Origin of the sequence: Photobacterium sp. DA100, from assembly GCF_029223585.1 — a bacterium.
GTDB lineage: Bacteria > Pseudomonadota > Gammaproteobacteria > Enterobacterales > Vibrionaceae > Photobacterium.
In genome coordinates, this window is sequence record NZ_CP119424.1 from 2,027,871 (window position 1) to 2,044,770 (window position 16,900).

The following is a 16,900-nucleotide window of genomic DNA, read 5'->3' on the forward strand; positions in this document are numbered from 1 at the left end:
AGAAAGTAAGTATTAACTTACCTGAAGCTCAGCCGCTTGTGACTTTACCAAACGGTATTTCTTCAGGGTTACCGTGATCAGGCAGGTCACGACAGCACCGACGATCATACACATTACAGCGATAACCGGCTTGTTCATCGCACCCAACAGCGCCACAATCGGGCCACCGTGGGCAACTGTGTTGGTAATACCGAACAGGAAGGCCATCACACAGGCCACCATACTACCAATGACATTGGCTGGGATAACGGTCAGTGGATCACGGACGGCAAACGGGATAGCTCCCTCACCGATACCGACAAAGCCCATCGCCCCTGCCGCCTTACCCGCTTCGATTTCAGTTTGGTCAAACAGCCCCATCTTGCGGCCGATAACAGTAGACATCCACATCGCCAACGGCGGGACCGGGAAGGCACAGGCCAAGGCACCCATAAATTGGGTCTGGCCGCTGGCAATCATGCCGACACCGAACAAGAAGGCCACCTTGTTGACCGGGCCACCCATGTCAAAGCCGGACATCGCACCGAGGATCATTCCTAAGATAATGATGTTACCGCCACTCATGTTCACCAGCATGGCGTTCATCGAGTCGATCATGCCTGCCACCGGCGCACCGATAAGGGTAATGAAAATCACCGCGATGAAGAATGTCCCGGATAATGGCGCAATAATAATCGGCACCAGCGGCTGCATCACTTTTGGGTAATTCAGGCTAGTTACCCAGCGGATAAAGTAGCCCACCAGCAAGCCGGCAATGATGGCACCGATAAAGCCTGTCCCGACTTCCGAACCATAGAACGAGCCGTTGTTGGCAATCCAGCCGCCGATTAGACCCGGGGCTAAGGCAGGACGATCACCCACGGCATAGGCAATGTAGCCGGCCAAGATTGGGATCATCAAGGTAAAGGCCACGACACCGACATCCAATACCGGTTGCCAGAAACTGCCTTCAGGGATCTGCATGCCTTGTTCGGTTGGCACACCGCCAATGGCCAAGGATAGGGCAATCAGCAAACCACCGGTAACCACGAACGGGATCATGTAGGACACGCCGTTCATCAGGTAGGTGTAGAGCGCCGAAGTCGCCTTGGTTTTCTGTGCCGGGGCCTGATCACCTTCACTGCCAGCCTGGGCTTGGTACGCCGGGGCCTGCAGCGCATTTTCAATCATCTGCTTGCCGCGCTTGATCGGCTCTTTCACACCACTCTTGATCAGTTTTTTACCGGCAAAACGATTCATATCGACTTGCTTGTCACAGGCCACAATGATGGCATCGGCGCGGGCAATCTCTTCGGTACTCGGGCTGTTCCTGACCCCAATCGAGCCATTGGTTTCGACCTTGATTTCATACCCCAACTCAGCCGCCGCTTTTTCCAATGATTCAGCGGCGAGGTAAGTATGGGCCACCCCGGCAGGACAGCCAGTGACACCAATCAAAAAGCCTTTGTTTGCCGTCTCCTCTGCCTGCTCCTGCTGGTCAGGTGCCTGTTTGTCCTCAAGCAGCACAGCGAGCGCTTGCCTTGGTGTCTTGGCTGCCAGCAACGCATCAACAAACCCGTCTTCGATCAGCTTGCTAGATAGCTCGGCCAACACCTCGATATGGTGGTCGGCACCGCCATCAGGGGAGGCAATCATAAAAAACAGCTTGGATGGCAAACCATCTTCCGAACCGTAATCGATGCCCTCGCGGCAGATACCAATCGCAACCGCAGGCTCAACCACCGCCTTACTTTTGGCATGGGGGATCGCAATACCATCTTCAAACCCAGTGCTTCCCTGGGCTTCACGGGCCTGGAGATCAGCAACAAACTGGGCCTTGTCGCTGATTTTTCCCTCGCGTAGCAGGAAGTCGGACAAGGTATCAAACACGTCGTCTTTGCTTGTGACCTTCAAATCGAGGCACATCAAATTCTCATTAATAAGAGATGTGATCATGGCAAACTCTCTTTTGTTGTAATGAGCGGCCCTGCCAGCAGGGCTGCTTAGCTGTAGGAACAGATAGATTCAGGGTTAGTTGCGCACGTAAGCCTTGATGGTGGCAATTTCCTGGCCTTCGCTCTCGCCATACGGACGGATAACGTACTCATCAACCGACGCAGGAATCACGAAGGTTTCCGCGTAGTGCACCACATAAGGTTCGAAGGCACCGGTCGGGCTCTCGACAATCGCCTCTCGGCCTTCAATCAGGTTAAGGACATTGACGTTACCGCCAGTGTGGTGGGTCACAGCCTTGCTGAACCAGTGGCGGCGAGTTTCGATGAACTCTCGCTCATGCAAGCCAGTGCGCTCTTCACGCCAGCCATCGCCCTCGGCAATGAAATCCACACGGTTAACCAAATTCTCCTCGGTCCAGTCGGTATCGCGGTCCCACTGGATCACTTCCTTGCCATGCTCCAGGTGAACCGGGCGTGGCAAGCCGTCCATTCCCAGGCGATCCCAATCCCACAGCTTAAAGGTGAAGATATACGGCGTTGCACTGATTTCCAGTACCATCGCATTGCTGCCAGAACAGTGGATTGTCCCTGCCGGGATCAGGAAGTGGTCGTGTTTCTTGGCTGGGAACTTGTTAATAAAGCGCTCGTCATCAAACGATTTTTCACCGCGCTGCGCGGCCTGGAGATCGGCCATCATCGCATCCGGGGCGACATCGTTCTTCACGCCGAGGTAAACCGTTGCATCATCACCGGCGTCAAGCATGTAGTAGCTCTCGTCCTGGGTGTAGTGCATGCCGAACTCCTGCTGGATGTATTCGGTCAGCGGGTGGACTTGCAAGCTGAGGTTCTGTCCCTGCATGGTATCGAGGAAGTCGAAGCGGATCGGGAATTCGGCACCGAAACGGGCATGAACCTCTTCACCCAGCAGCGCACGGGGCTGCAGCATCACCAAATCCTGGGATGGGATTTCGACGCGGATACCATCTACCATCAAGTAAAGGCTGTTCTCTTCCGGCACACAGTCAAAGCACCATGCGTAGTTAGGCTTATCCGGATCAAGGTCGCACACTTCCTTCATCCATTGGCCCCCCCATACACCTGGGTCAAAAAATGGTACCAGGCGGAAAGGCTGGTTTGTTGCTTGCTCAAGGCCGGCGCGAAACGCCTCGCCGCTGATCAATTTCGGGGTATCAGCCACATTGGTATCAAGCAGAAAGTCAGTACGCTTGAGCAACGGGGTCTTATAGCGGTCAAAGACACGCCATTCGATGAAGAAAGCACGCTTGTAACGGCGCAGGACATCTTCGTCGTTGTTGTCGACACCCCAGTTGCCGATCTCGCCACGGCGGTAGCGCTGCTGGATTTCCCAACGGGCAAGGTCTGCATAAACATGGACATCGCCATCGTGGATCAGCGAGGCACCCGGACCGTAAACCACTACCAGCTCCGACTGGCTCTCATGGACATTGCGCTTGAGAGCATAAATCTGCTTATCATCAAAAAACTCAACCAGCTTGTGCGGGGCAATCACACCAAACACCCGGTCATCAGTCACGTGGCGCTCGATCATGGCGAAAATTTTTTCTTCCGGGTATTTCGCCTGCTCAGAGCATACGAGCAAGGCCTGAGGGAATGCCGCGTTCAGGGCCTGCTCCAAATCGTTTAGGTTAACGCCAGGGTAACAGTCAACAACCAATACGGTTTTGTCTTGGGCCAAAGCGTGGATCTTGCTGCCTACAGCATCAAACAGGTTATCCCAGCCTTGCCAGCTCTGACCGACAAAACCTGCCACATCGATATGGGGGAATTTGTCGTAGTTTGCTTTTTGGTTGTTCAAATAGCTCATGATTGCACCTCATCAATTCGTTGAGGTGAAGATATATCGATTAACCACCAGCCATCAATTTGGTTAATGTGTTTAACCACTCAGTTATGGTTTAAACGATTAACCCTGGCTTTTTGACGTGATAAAAGTCACAAAAAGGTGCCTTTTCAACCATTATGATCAGATTAAACGATTAACCTTAGGTTCAATTCTATCATGGCCACCATTGTTGATGTTGCCAAACACTGTGGCGTCTCCACCGCTACCGTGTCTATGGTATTGAGAGATAAAGGAAGAATTTCCGACAAGACCCGCCAACGCGTGCTCCAGGCTATCGATGAACTGGGCTATGTCTACAACCAAACCGCCGCCAACCTGCGTAACCAGCAAAGTAACCAGATCGGCCTGCTGCTCAATGATATTACCAACCCGTTCTACAGCGAGATGACAGCCGGGCTGAGCCAGGAGATGGAAGACAATGATCTGATGCTGTTTTTGGCCAACAGCGAAGATGCCGTTGCGCGGCAGAAAAAATTCATCGAGTCCCTGCTAAGCCAAAAAGCCGGCGGGCTGGTGCTCTGCCCGGCCAAAGGGACAGACCAGCAGTTCCTGGCGACCCTCAAGCGGCGTCAGCTACCAGTGATTTTGGCGGTGAGAGACATAGAAGGCACCGACTATGACTATGTTGGCACCGATAACTTTTACGGTGGGCAACTGGTGACCCAGCACCTGCTTGACCTCGGCCACCGCCACATCGCCTTTATCGGCGGTGACAAAGCCTCGAAAAACCGTGCCAGCCGAATGGGCGGCTACATGAGCAAGCTGATCGAGCATAACATTACCCCGCAACTTGGTTGGCTGGCCACCTGCCCGGCGACCCGCAACGGCGGCGCTGCAGCGATGGAAACCCTGCTCAAGCAGCACCCGGAAGTGACAGCGGTGGTGTGCTACCACGATATTGTCGCCTTCGGGGCGATCCGTACCCTGCGCCAACACCAGCTCGAACCGGGCAAGGATATTGCTATTACCGGATTTGACGATGTCCCGGAAGCCGCCGACACCTACCCGGCCCTGACCACAATTTCAGTGTCGGCGAGAGAGATCGGCCGCCGTGCCGGTGAAGCGCTAATAGAGCGTATCCGCGGCAATACCGAACCCCAAAAGCGGATCATCATCCCGCCGAAACTAGTGATCCGCCAGTCCTGCGGCACGGCAGTGCCTGATAGTGCAAGTCGCCAATAGGCCCTATTTCACGGAACAATGATCAAGACAGGATCCGTTAATTACCTTGATCATCGTTCCGACAAAACCTTCATTGGATGTCAGCTCCAGCTCGATTTCAGGGTAAGTCGCCTTGAAGGGCTGGCTCAAAGGGACCAATTGATGGAACACAAACGGGCTGGCCGCACCGTCAGGCTTATTCTCGTTCTCGTTTTGCACGCATGAGCCCCATTGAATTGACTTGTTTCCAACCAAAATCACATCCGGCCACCTAGGGCAGCAATCAGCAATTTTACAGCAGGTTTTCACTGGTTTATTCCCTTCCAAACGCCACTATATTGAGTAATCAGAATATATCTGCCGGCGATATATCGAGCTCATCCACATCAACTGAAGGGGAAGATCATGCTTACGGGTTATTGGTCCATTGACGCCTTTGTTATTGCGATGGCGACACTATGCGCCCTAGTCGCAATAATTTTCGGCTACCTCGAGTGGACCGGGGGAGGGCACTTAACCCCGCCGAACTGCAAGCATGACACCAAGGAGTGAAAATGAATACCAAGACGTTAGGATATAGCACCATGATCGTCTCTGCGACGCTGATGGGGTTTGTCGGCTTATTTGCCCGCAACATCAATACCTCCGGTGATGTCATAGCCTTTACTCGCATGACTGTCGGGGCTATCTGTATTTTGGCTATCCTTTTATACCAACGGAAGGTTCCTCTGCTTTCCTCGACCAAACTCACCCCGAGCGTCATCGCCAGCGGCGCCTGTCTGGGGCTCTGCCTTGCCGCCTATGTCTCAGCAACCCAGTATACCACCTTGGCCAATGCCGTATTCCTGATCTACTCCGGCCCGGTTTTTTCTACCATTCTTGCCGCTATCTTTCTCAAAGAACGCATTTCACGGCTCACAGCCATGCTCCTGAGTGCGGTGTTCCTCGGTTGCCTGTTTGTCATTGGCATCATCAGCTACGACAATCAGTCCGGCCTAGTCATTACCTTGTCCTTTTCGAGAGAGACCTTCATTGGTGACATGCTTGGACTTGCCTCTGGCGTCGGCTATGGTCTGTACCTGTTCCTCAGCCGTTATCGCTCGGATGTCAGCTCAGATGTCCGTTCGTTCTTCAACTTCCTATTTGGTGCTGTCGCCATCGGTATCTACTTCATTATCAGCCCGCCATCATTGGCAGAAATGGATACTTCCTCGTGGGTCTGGTTGCTGGCGATGGGGTTCTTTATCGGTTTTGGCGCCCTATCCCTGCTCACCATTGCCGCCAAACACCTGAAAGCGGCAGAACTGGCATGTGTATCCTATTTGGAAACCGTGGTCGGTGCCGGGATCGGAATATTGCTGTTCAGTGAATCACTCACCTTGCTCCAAGCCATCGGGGGGATCCTAGTGATAGGTGGCGGTATGGGAGAAGTGGTTATCGGTATGCGGAAGAAGCATCAGCTACCTAAGCAAGCACAATTTGAACACTAGGAGGCGGACATGAACGCCTGGCTAAACTGGAGTCTTCTGCTGATCACCGTTGTCGTGATGGCCGGGCTCGCACTCTACAGCGATAAAATTGTCCGCAAAGGTAACAGTGAAGGCGGCTTCTTACTAGCCGCCAATACCCTTGGCCCTTTCGTGGGAGCGGCAACAATCGTCGCGACCGGCTTTTCCGGCTGGGGCTTTATGGGATCACCGGGCGTCGCCTACAAATACGGCGCCATCGAGCTACTGGGGAATTTTTTCTTCGCGCCAGCAATGGTATTCGCGGTCTTATTCTGTGCCCGGTTCCTACACCAACGCGCCAGCAAAATAGGTAGCTTGACCATTCCAGAGTACATCGCCTCCAGCCACGATGGTCCAGAGCCCGCCAAACGGCTTACCCAAGCGATCACCGCCATTATCACCGTATTGCTATTACTGGTATTCCTCATTGGGCAAATCAAAGCGCTGGGGCTTCTCGCAGGGCAATGGCTCGGGATTGATGTCACCACTGCGTCGTTGCTGATGGTGGCAATCATTATCCTTTACACCTCGATTGGCGGGCTGGCAGCCGTCGCTTTCACCGATTGTTTTATGGTCATCGGTATGTGCGTTTCGGCCTTGATTATTGTGATCACTATTTTTGCAGACCTGTCACCCAGCCAACTGATTGATGGACTCAATGCCCTCGACCCAGCCTTACTTGCCCCCGCAGATTCCGGCCCCTATGGCGGATCCATTTGGCATGTGTTTTTAGTCTTGCCTTATGCATTCATCTACAGCGCCACCCTACCCTATATGTCAATCAGGTTTATGGCGCTGGCCAAAACGACCAAGCTTCACCATGTCGCGGCTTATATGACCCCCATCGCCTGTTTGCTCAGTCTGGTTCCCATTGCAGGGCTGTATGTCAAGCTCAAGGTGCCCAACTTGGCCACACCGGACGAGGCCATGCCGACCTTCCTGCTGCTGTTCTTGTCACCCACAGTTTCAGCTATCGTCACCTTGTTTATCCTGTTCGCCATGAAATCCACCGCGAACTCGGTGTTGCATGCGATAGCTAGCGCGGTTTCCCATGATTTGCGGCAAGCCCTCTGGCCCAACTGCACCCTCAATCACCGCCAACTGCTGCGGCTCAACCGGCTAGCCGTTATCCTGTTGGGCTTGGCCGGGTTCCTGTTGATGCTCGTTGCACCGCCATTCATGTTATCGATGCTGGCTATCCTTGGGTCGGGTACCTTGATGGCAGCGTTAGTGGCACCGACACTGCTAGCCCAGGTAATCGACACCAATATCTACGCAGCACTCGCCTCCATATTGGTTGGCTTCTGCTCTGGCTGCCTGCTATTTTGGCAATTCCAATTGGGGTGGGTAGAGGCACCGCTGTATGCCTCATTGCTTGCCTGCGGGAGTTACTGGTTTGTGTCACTCGTTTCTCAGCGCCACCACCAGGCTCATTTTCTCCGGCTACGGTAGGTATTCGGCGGAAAACTGGCTGCATTGTTTATAACATGCATCATTAAGCAGAGATCTTGTGGTGGCGAACTTTGTAATAAACCAAACCGTGTGAAGTGCACTAATAACTTATGAGCATAGCCCACAAGACTCAGTCATTGGCTGATAGTTTACTGCTGAGTTCTGCAATTTGATTCGAACAATGAGGGTACTTATCACTTAAAACAAGAAAAAAGTCGGTAAGGTCCAAATTTTCTCTAACCGCAATGTCGGTAATCCTATTCAGATAAATCTCTTCAGTTTCAAAAGTCCGAATCGGGTGTCGTTCCAAAAATAGCATTACTTCGTTTTTCATATCTACACTCCAATTTGATGAAAAGCACCAAAGAAACAAATATAAACACAGATAAATATAGAACTTTTAGACTTCAATGCAACATGCTCTAGCCCATGTTGCTTTCTCTTTTTTCCCCCTAGCCTCAGCTAGCATTGTCATAGAACTGCTTGGTCACCTGGCCTGCGACAGAACGAGATGTGTCTATACCTTTTCTCATGTCAATATGTTTAGCCCGGTATTCCCGAGGCGTTGCCTTGAGCAAGCCTTTAAACTTGGCGTTAAAATTAGACAAAGATGAAAATCCCACCTCTGTACCTATATGGGAAATACTCCAATCTGTCGTCACCAAAAAACGGGCAGCCTGCCTAACACGCTGCTCGATTAAATATTGCCGGAAAGTGGTACCCATATTTGCGTGGAAAAAGCGCGAGAAAGTACTGTCAGCCATATGGAGGTGATCGGCCACCTTAGCAACTGAAATCGGCTCTCCAAGGTGTTGATCAATATACTTAAGTGCCATTTGCACTCTATCTTCTGCCCGCTTAGAGTTGGAGATTTCAACGCAGTTGTTAATTAAGCAACGAAGTGGCTGCTTCGCCGATAAGTGATTCAACAAACCGAGTAAGTTCAATACCTGAATAAAATCGAAGGTATTTTCCATCGGTTCGATATATTGCCGGACAGCCTCACTGTGCGGATCATCAAACAACAATCCACTGCGGGAATCATCCAGCATCTGTTTAATCGCCTTGAACTGGACACTATCCACGAATGTCTGTCCCAACGCATTTAACCGAAAGTGCAATACGTCACAATCAGCCTTGCCCTGCCTGCCCGGTGATAACAATGAGAGTCGGAAAGGGTTGAATGGTGCCAACAAGACCAATTGGCCGACCTTCAGCCGGTAGTGGGTGGATGCGAGGTGCAGAGTGCATCCAGCCGTACGGGGAGCAACCACAATATAGTCGGCGCCAAAAATCATGTGCTCCGTTTCATTGACTTTCTGTAGATCAAACATCAGGAACTTCGGAGTGCTGGCAATAACCCGTGGACACATAACCTTCTCCTCCCTTGGCAGTAGTAGTTATGTTTACCACCGTTTAAATAATTCTCCAAAGCAGGCTTACCAAAGCGTGATATACACCTAGCGAATAGAAGAGCGCGGTCGATTAAGCATGACAATATTCAAAATTCAGATTTAGAGACTAACTTTGCCGATATTTACGGATAATTATCCCATTTCAGTGGATTATTTTTCATAACCAGATTAACTGGCGAAAGCCAGCAGAAAAACACCACTTTCCGGCACTATTTGACTATTAGAAAATAGCTATTCTCGCAAAATAGAACTCATTGGATAGCGGCAATTTGTTATTCAACCCAACAGTTTCAATCCGTTTATTTTGTGGAGTGTTTGTCATGAGTGTTTCCAACGATCTATACCCAAATGCCTCTCAACCCCTTGAGAGGAAAGAATCTGGTGTACCTTATGTCCGAGAAGGTCTACATGTAGAATCCCATAATGATTTTGATCCACTCCGCCATGTCATCGTCGGTATCGCCGATAACCAACACATCCCCGAAGCCTGCCCTGCCAGTAATGAAAAGATCCCTGCAGACTCGCCGATGCGAGGCAGTAAAGCAGGCCGCCGAACCCAGGAAACGATTGATCGGGCCAACGAGTGCCTGAATGGTTTTGCAAAAATCTTGGAAGACCGCGGGATCATTGTTGACCGCCCGGGAGCCGTAGACTGGCACCAGCGTATTACGACCCCTGACTTTACCATCAGCTCGGGGTTCGGGTGCATGCCACCACGCGATTGCCTTCTCACCATGGGCAAAAGCATTTTGATGGCTCCGATGAGCTTTCGAAGCCGCTACTTCGAATACTTGGCCTATGTTGATCTGCTGCGCGAATACTTCGAGTCAGATCCTAATTGCTTGATTGAACAGGCACCACGCCCCCGATTGGCCGATGAAAGTTTCCGCATGGACTACGTCGCTGCTTATGAATATTTATCCGATGAAGAAACCATGGCCCGTTCGCTACGCAAGGAATACAGTACGAATGAGACCGATATTCTGTTCGATGCGGCGGATGTCATGCGCCTGGGCAAAGATATTTTTGTCCAACATGGCCTTACAACCAACTTGGCTGGGATACGCTGGATAAAACGTAAGTATGAGCCGCAGGGATACCGTATTCATACCCTCAGCTTCGAGGATAACCACCCAATCCACATTGATGCGACATTCTGCCCGCTGCGTCCAGGATTGATGTTGCTCAACCCGCACCGTCCTCTATTCAAAGGCCAGCGCGATATCTTCGAGAAGAATGGTTGGGAAATTGTTGAAGCGGTCTCTCCAGCTTGGGATAACCCGCCACCACTTTGTTACTCAAGTACTTGGCTGTCAATGAACACCCTGATCCTTGACCACAAAACAGTATGTGTGGAAGCTTCAGAACACCCTCAAATGGAGCAGTTCGACAAACTAGGGTTCGAGGTTATTCCTGTTGACCTGCGTGACGCGTATGCATTCGGCGGAGGTTTGCACTGTGCAACAGCCGATGTTTGGCGGGAAGGCACCCGCGAAGACTACTTCGGCAACCAGTTCTTCGGCGCTCACAGTGTCGAGTATTGGGAGTACTAAGTACTCTCTGTAAACACAAAAAGGCCTGACGGTGCTGCCGTCAGGCTTTTGTTTGGCTTGATACAAGCTCGGCTACCCATACAAGACGATCAATGCAAAAACGTGCTGCCCTCGCTGGCGCTGGTTGCGGTCAAGTCACCCGCCGGGTTGATCAGGTGCGGCAGGATTTTCGGCAGGTTCAGCTCGATGTCCTGATCTTCAACAGGGTTGATGTTGATGTGGTACCAGCCGAGCAAACCGAGAACGGCATAGCCGATAGCGTCATCGCTGTCGCGGTGCTCAAGGATGATCTGCAACAAGCGCAAGATTGTCTTGTCGTTGGTTTGTGCCTGCTCGAAGGTTTCGTTAAAAATCGCGACTGACTCTTCAACCAGCCCAGCAAACTCAGTTTCAATTGCCACTCGGAACGAGCCGCCATCGACAGAAATTTTCATATCAATATCACCAGATTAAGTCTTGAAGAGATAGTAGCGAAAAGGAGGGAAATTGTCGTATCAGAAGCAGTAATTTCATCATCAATTTACATTTTCATTGATATATCCCCAATTTGCATCAGGACCCGGCGGAATATTCGCCGTGCCAGGCCCACCCTCGCCATCATCAAGAGTCTTTCATCTGCTGGGCCAACTGGCGGGCGATATGCTCAGGACTGCGGGTACGGCGCGCCAGCAAGCGGTACATCACGGGGATCACAAGCAGGGTAAATAGGGTCGCCACCGTGATGCCGCATAACACCACAATACCGATCACAATACGGTTCTCGGCACCGGCGCCAGTGGCCAGGATAAGAGGGATCGCCCCTGCAATGGTCGTGATGGCCGTCATCAGGATGGGACGCAGCCGCTCCGACGCCGCTTCCAGTAGGGCCTCGTCAAACGCCATTCCCTGATCACGGAGCTGGTTGGCAAACTCGACAATCAAGATCCCGTTCTTGGCCGACAAGCCAATGAGCATGATGAGGCCTATCTGCGAGTAGATATTGAGGGTCTGATCGGTAAAGTAAAGCCCGAGCAATGCCCCGAGAGTCGCCAACGGCACGGTCAGCATGATGATAAAGGGATGGATATAACTTTCAAATTGCGCGGCCAACACCAGAAACACCACCACCAGCGCCAAGGCAAAAACAAACAGGATGGACGTGCCGGAATCCTGATAGTCCTTGGATGCGCCTTTGTAGTTGACTACCGCGTCGGCAGGCAGCAACTCATCAACCAGTCCATTGAGGTAATCCAGTGCCTCGCCCAGGGTATACCCCTCGGCAAGGTTGGCCTCGAGGGTGATCGCTCGTACCCGGTTGTAGCGGTTGAGCTGCGGTGCACCGGCATACTCATCCACACGGATGAGGCTCGACAGCGGCACCAAGGCTTCTGCCTGCTCCGCCCTGACATACAGATTCGCCAAATCGGCAGCTGTGTTCTGCCGCTCACGCTGACCTTCGATGATCACATCGTATTCCTCCCCGCGCCAAGTATAGGTAGTAACCTGACGGGAGCCGAGCATGGACTCGAGGGTCTGGCCGATCGCTTTGAGCGATACCCCGAGATCACCGGCCCGATCGCGATCTATCACGATCCTAAGCTGCGGTTTGGTCTCCTTGTAATCGTGATCAAGCCCGACCAAATTGGCATTGCTGGCCGCCGCATCGAGCACGATATCCCGCCACTGGGCCAGCTCTTCATAGCTGCCGCCGCCAAGCACGAACTGGACCGGTTTGCCAACCCCACGGCCAAACGGTTGGCGCATCACCGGAAAGGCGGTGATCCCCGCCAAATCCCCCAGTCGCTTGCGGATATCGCCAATGATAGCCCCTGCCGGGCGGCGCTCGGCCCAGTCCTCCAGCACCACGATGGCAAAGCCGTTGGAAAAATCGGCCACACGTCCCCATCCCCGCGGGGCGCGGATCAACAGCCGTTTGATCTCACCCGCTTCAACCAAGGGCATCAGGCGGTGCTCTACCTCATCCATGTAGGGCCGGATAAAGTCAAAGCTCGCACCCTGCGGGCCGTTAATGATGATAAACATTGCTCCCCGGTCCTCACGCGGGGCAAACTCAGAGGGCAAGCGCTGCTGCAGCCAGCCACAGATCGCCAAGACCACCAACAAGAACCCAATAACGCGCCCAGGCCGCTGTATCGCATGGACTAGCAGACGTCTGTAGCTCGCAGTCAACCGAGCCATGGCAAGGTGGCTGAATGCCACCAGGCCACGTTCCTTGTCAATCGGTTGCATCAACTTCGAAGCCATCATCGGGCTCAGCGTGAGTGCCACCAGCGACGAGAGGATCACCGCCGCGCTGATGGCAATGGAGAACTCGCGGAATAACTTACCCAGATCCCCTTCGAGAAAGCCAATCGGCAGGAAGACCGCCACCAGCACCACGGTAGTGGCAATAATGGCGAAGCTGACTTGTTTGGCCCCGAGATATGCGGCTTTGAGCGGCGGCTCGCCGCTGCTGATCCGGCGGTGGATATTCTCCAGCATCACAATGGCATCGTCGACCACGATACCGATCGCCAAAATCAGCGCCAGCAAAGTCAGCAGGTTAAGTGTAAAGCCGAGGGCATAGAGCACGGTAAAGGCACCAATGAGCGAAACCGGCAAGGTCAATGCCGGGATCAGCATGGCGCGGACGCTGCCGAGGAACAGATAAATCACGACCACCACCAGAGCAAGGGCGATCAGCAGAGTCTTGTAGACCTCGTCAATCGAGGCCTGGATAAATACCGAGGAGTCATAGGAGCGCTTGATTTCCATCCCCGGCGGCAAAGTGGGGTTGAGCTGGTCAACCAAGGCATTGGCCGCCCGAGCCACATCCAGGGTATTGGCCTTCGACTGGCGGGTGATCCCTATCCCTATCATGTCCTGGGTATTGCCACGGAAGGTGATCCGCTCTTCCTCGGCCGCCAATTCGACCTCGGCCACGTCACCGAGCCGGATCAGGTAGCCTTCCTCGCCGCTGCCGACCACCAGGCGGACAAAATCTTCGGGGGCGAGAAAACTGCGTTGGGTTCGTACCGTGAACTGGCGGCTGGCCGACTCCACCGAGCCGGCAGGCAGCTCGATATTGTCATTGCGCAGGGCCTGTTCGATATCCGTGACCGTCAGCCCCCTTGCCGCCAGCTTCTGGCGGTCGATCCAGATCCTCAGGGCATAAGACTTGCCGCCGCCAAGACGGATCCCCGCCACCCCGTCGATCACCGAGAAGCGATCGACCAAATAGCGCCTGGCATAATCGGTCAGCTCAAGCGTATCCATCCGGTCAGAAACCAGGTTGAGCCACATGATCACTTCCGAGCTGGCCGCGGCCTTTTGCACCTCCGGCGGGTCGGCTTCATCGGGCAAATTATTGAGGATCCCCGCAATGCGGTCACGCACATCGTTGGCCGCCGCATCGATATCACGCCCGATGGAAAATTCCAGGGTCACACTGGAGCGGCCATCCCGGCTCCCCGAGCTAATCGAACGGATCCCTTCAAGCCCGGCGATGCTATCTTCCACCAGCTGGGTGATCCTCGTTTCGACAATCGCTGCCGACGCCCCCCGGTAGCTGGTGGAAATATTCACCACCGGCGGATCGATATCCGGGTATTCCCGCAGCGGCAGCCGCTCGAATGCCACCAGGCCGAACACCACCAACAGCAGGCTGATCACCGACCCCAGCACCGGCCGGGTAACCGAAATATCCGACAGCCACATCAGCCAGCCTCCCGATAGGTGAAGCGCTCCTGGGTGCGGATCTCCACTTTTTGCCCCGGCCTCACCCGCTGGATCCCCCGGGTGATCACCCGCTCGCCCTCTGCGAGCCCCACCAGCACTTCCGCCACGCCCCGGCGGCGCAGCCCCAGCTCGACTTCGCGCTGCTCGACAGTGCCCCCCTCACCGACGACAAACAAGAAGTGTTGCTGCTGGCGGGAAATCAGCGCCTCTTCCGGCACCACCAGGCCCTGGTGTTCACCGACAATCAACGACAGGGTCATCAGCATGCCGGGCCGTAGCCGCATGTCGGGATTGGCAATATCAGCCCGCACGACCATCGCCCGGGTCTGGGGATTGATACGGCTATCGATACTGGCCACCTGACCACGGAAGATTTCTCCAGGATAGGCGGCAGCGCTGGCCTCGATCACCGCCCCTGGCGACACCAGGCCGAGGAAGGCCTCGGGGATGGAGAAATCCAGTTTGACTGTGGCAATATCATCAAGGGTGGTGATCACCGCTCCCGGTGTCACCAGCGCGCCGGGGCTGATCTGGCGAAACCCCAGCACGCCGGAGAACGGAGCATGGATATAGCGCGCGGCCAGCTCGGCCTCATTCTGGGCCAATACCGCCCTCGCCACTTCAATATCGGTATAGATGGCATCGAGCTCCGAGCGGGCGATGGTCTTGCGCTTGACCAGCCCCTCGATACGCTTGTATTCGCGCTGCTGCTCCTTGAGATTGGCTTTGGCCGCCCGTACTTTGGCCTGCTGCTCGTCGGCGTGCAAAGTGACCAGCAACTGCCCACGCGCAATCGACTGGCCATCATCAAACAGAACCCTGTCGACTTTTTCGGTCACCTTGGCAGTCAGCACCACCGACTCGCGGGACTTAACCGTGCCGAGCGCCTCGAGCTCACGCCGGACCATCTTTTTCTGTGCTTCGGCCACCACCACGGTCGGCGTGGGCATCGAGCGCCCGGCGGCTCCGTCGGCAGCGAAGTATTCCTTGTAGACGATAGCGGCCGCCAGCAGCAGGAGAAGCAATACACTGATCAGAGTCCCTTTCAATCGCACGCAGTATCCTTCTGAGGGAAATAGGAAAATTACAGCTGATATAGTCAGTATAGGAAGGGAGATTCAGGTAGGCGGTGAAAATGGCCGTCGAAATTCGCCACGATCACCGCTATGGGAGGCAACAGGTCAGGATTGAGTAATAGGGTTAACCGCGTCCCAGGTAGGTCAGTACCGAGCGAAGCTCGGCTACCGTCTTGATTTTGAATTTACTTACTGGCGCGTAGGCAAGCTCAGCGATCTTCTGCAAGTTACTGTTGCGGCCGTAGCGCTCTGCCGACGGTGAGGTCGCCGGATAATCCACCCGACTAAGCCCCGAAATCGGTTCGGCCACGTCGGCGGTCAGCAGCCACAAGTTGGCGGTCTTAGTTTTCTCCACCACCAGCACCCCGCAGGCTACTGGCCCCGAGCTGTCACCCGGTTTGAATCCGAGTGGCTTAAGGTATTTCGTCTCGCGATATGCCGCATGGGGGACCAAACCGTGCTGTTGCAAAACCCCAATCACGTCTTCTGAACTGAGCTTGTCGCTTTCCGCCCTCAGCTGCCATGTATCCCCCACGGTAGCTGGTGGCTTCGGCAGCCGCTTTTCCGGATCTGCCTGCTCGGACAACCTACTGCCCTGCGCCGTAATATCACCACTCTCGCTGACCGCTTTGAAATACCGCCGCCCGGACAGCCAGTCCAGTAACGCCTCATGGCGGCCACCGTCTACCGGTGCGGCATCATAAAGCAGGCTAAATTCTTTGTGTCCAATCAGCCGGGTAGGCTGGATGATATCCTTGGCCGCCAAGCGATTGATGTCTTCGCTCCCAAGCGGATAGTCGATAAAGTCACTGTCATAGAGGGCCACGTAGCTGAGCAGGTTTGCCGTTAATGCCGCGAAGTACTGCAGGGCTTGGTAATGCTCCAGATCCAGCAAGCCTCTATCGCCCCCCAGCCGTTCACACCAGTCATCCATGGCCCGGAGCGTTGATTGCAGCAGGTTCAGCCAGGCAACCGGGCAGAAATCCCCCTGCCAGTCGAGCAAATCACTGGTCCGCAGTGTCCCCCCCTCACAGCGCTCAAGCAATGGCATCAAGGGAGAGAGCCTTACATCCGATATCACGCCGGGATAAATCTGCCCCAGGCACTGCTGCAGCACTTCTAGTCGTTCTTCAAAACGCATAATTCTCGCGAAACCTCAAAATAAATCACAAAAAATTAATTTTCGGTAAAACTTGACC

Annotated in this window: 13 protein-coding genes and 1 pseudogene; 5 read left to right on the forward strand and 9 right to left on the reverse strand. The window is 53.9% G+C overall.

The window, feature by feature from the left end; translation table 11 throughout:
• Positions 1-12: 12 nt before the first annotated feature.
• Together PTW35_RS26775 and PTW35_RS26780 are read right to left on the reverse strand one after the other, a co-directional pair.
• Positions 13-1,935, reverse strand: a complete 1,923-nt coding sequence (locus PTW35_RS26775) for a fructose-specific PTS transporter subunit EIIC (protein WP_281028232.1) — start codon at positions 1,933-1,935, stop codon at positions 13-15.
• 75 nt (positions 1,936-2,010) lie between these two features.
• A complete protein-coding gene (locus PTW35_RS26780) occupies positions 2,011-3,780 on the reverse strand; it encodes a class I mannose-6-phosphate isomerase (RefSeq protein ID WP_281028233.1) in 1,770 nt (589 codons plus the stop codon).
• A gap of 195 nt (positions 3,781-3,975) precedes the next feature.
• Here PTW35_RS26780 and PTW35_RS26785 point away from each other — a divergent pair, with 195 nt between their 5' ends.
• Complete coding sequence (locus PTW35_RS26785; RefSeq protein WP_281028234.1) at positions 3,976-5,001, forward strand: LacI family DNA-binding transcriptional regulator; 1,026 nt, start codon at positions 3,976-3,978, stop codon at positions 4,999-5,001.
• 60 nt (positions 5,002-5,061) lie between these two features.
• Here the strand turns inward: PTW35_RS26785 and PTW35_RS26790 are convergent.
• A pseudogene (locus PTW35_RS26790) lies at positions 5,062-5,166 on the reverse strand (LysR family transcriptional regulator); the annotation flags it as partial.
• A gap of 219 nt (positions 5,167-5,385) precedes the next feature.
• Between PTW35_RS26790 and PTW35_RS26795 the strand changes: the two are divergent.
• From PTW35_RS26795 to PTW35_RS26805, 3 genes are read left to right on the forward strand one after another with little or no spacing between them, the layout of a single operon-like run.
• A complete protein-coding gene (locus PTW35_RS26795; protein WP_197068482.1) occupies positions 5,386-5,532 on the forward strand; it encodes a hypothetical protein in 147 nt (48 codons plus the stop codon).
• 2 nt (positions 5,533-5,534) lie between these two features.
• A complete protein-coding gene (locus PTW35_RS26800; protein WP_281028235.1) occupies positions 5,535-6,470 on the forward strand; it encodes a DMT family transporter in 936 nt (311 codons plus the stop codon).
• A 9-nt stretch (positions 6,471-6,479) separates the two neighbouring features.
• Positions 6,480-7,940 carry a sodium:solute symporter family protein gene (locus PTW35_RS26805; RefSeq protein WP_281028236.1) on the forward strand — a complete coding sequence of 487 codons (1,461 nt, stop codon included), beginning with the start codon at positions 6,480-6,482 and terminating at the stop codon, positions 7,938-7,940.
• 130 nt (positions 7,941-8,070) lie between these two features.
• On the opposite strand, the gene PTW35_RS26810 is transcribed toward PTW35_RS26805, so the two are convergent.
• Positions 8,071-8,274 (reverse strand): hypothetical protein, encoded by a 204-nt coding sequence (locus PTW35_RS26810; RefSeq protein ID WP_039457594.1) that lies wholly within the window; start codon positions 8,272-8,274, stop codon positions 8,071-8,073.
• Between the two features lie 124 nt (positions 8,275-8,398).
• Positions 8,399-9,313 carry an AraC family transcriptional regulator gene (locus tag PTW35_RS26815; protein ID WP_044621750.1) on the reverse strand — a complete coding sequence of 305 codons (915 nt, stop codon included), beginning with the start codon at positions 9,311-9,313 and terminating at the stop codon, positions 8,399-8,401.
• A gap of 362 nt (positions 9,314-9,675) precedes the next feature.
• Here PTW35_RS26815 and PTW35_RS26820 point away from each other — a divergent pair, with 362 nt between their 5' ends.
• On the forward strand, positions 9,676-10,908 hold the full coding sequence (locus PTW35_RS26820) for a serine/threonine protein kinase (RefSeq protein WP_039457596.1): 1,233 nt from the start codon (positions 9,676-9,678) through the stop codon (positions 10,906-10,908).
• A gap of 89 nt (positions 10,909-10,997) precedes the next feature.
• Here PTW35_RS26820 and PTW35_RS26825 read toward each other — a convergent pair whose 3' ends face one another.
• From PTW35_RS26825 to PTW35_RS26840, 4 genes are all read right to left on the reverse strand, one after another.
• A complete protein-coding gene (locus PTW35_RS26825; RefSeq protein WP_281028237.1) occupies positions 10,998-11,342 on the reverse strand; it encodes a hypothetical protein in 345 nt (114 codons plus the stop codon).
• Positions 11,343-11,508: 166 nt separating this feature from the next.
• The gene (locus PTW35_RS26830) at positions 11,509-14,604 is read right to left on the reverse strand and encodes an efflux RND transporter permease subunit (RefSeq protein WP_281028238.1); all 3,096 of its coding nucleotides are present in this window, start codon (positions 14,602-14,604) and stop codon (positions 11,509-11,511) included.
• Positions 14,604-15,674, reverse strand: a complete 1,071-nt coding sequence (locus tag PTW35_RS26835) for an efflux RND transporter periplasmic adaptor subunit (RefSeq protein WP_281028239.1) — start codon at positions 15,672-15,674, stop codon at positions 14,604-14,606. Before PTW35_RS26835 ends, PTW35_RS26830 begins: the two co-directional genes overlap by 1 nt.
• A gap of 151 nt (positions 15,675-15,825) precedes the next feature.
• Positions 15,826-16,842, reverse strand: coding sequence for a hypothetical protein (locus PTW35_RS26840; protein WP_281028240.1), 1,017 nt, complete (start codon positions 16,840-16,842; stop codon positions 15,826-15,828).
• Positions 16,843-16,900 lie beyond the last annotated feature (58 nt).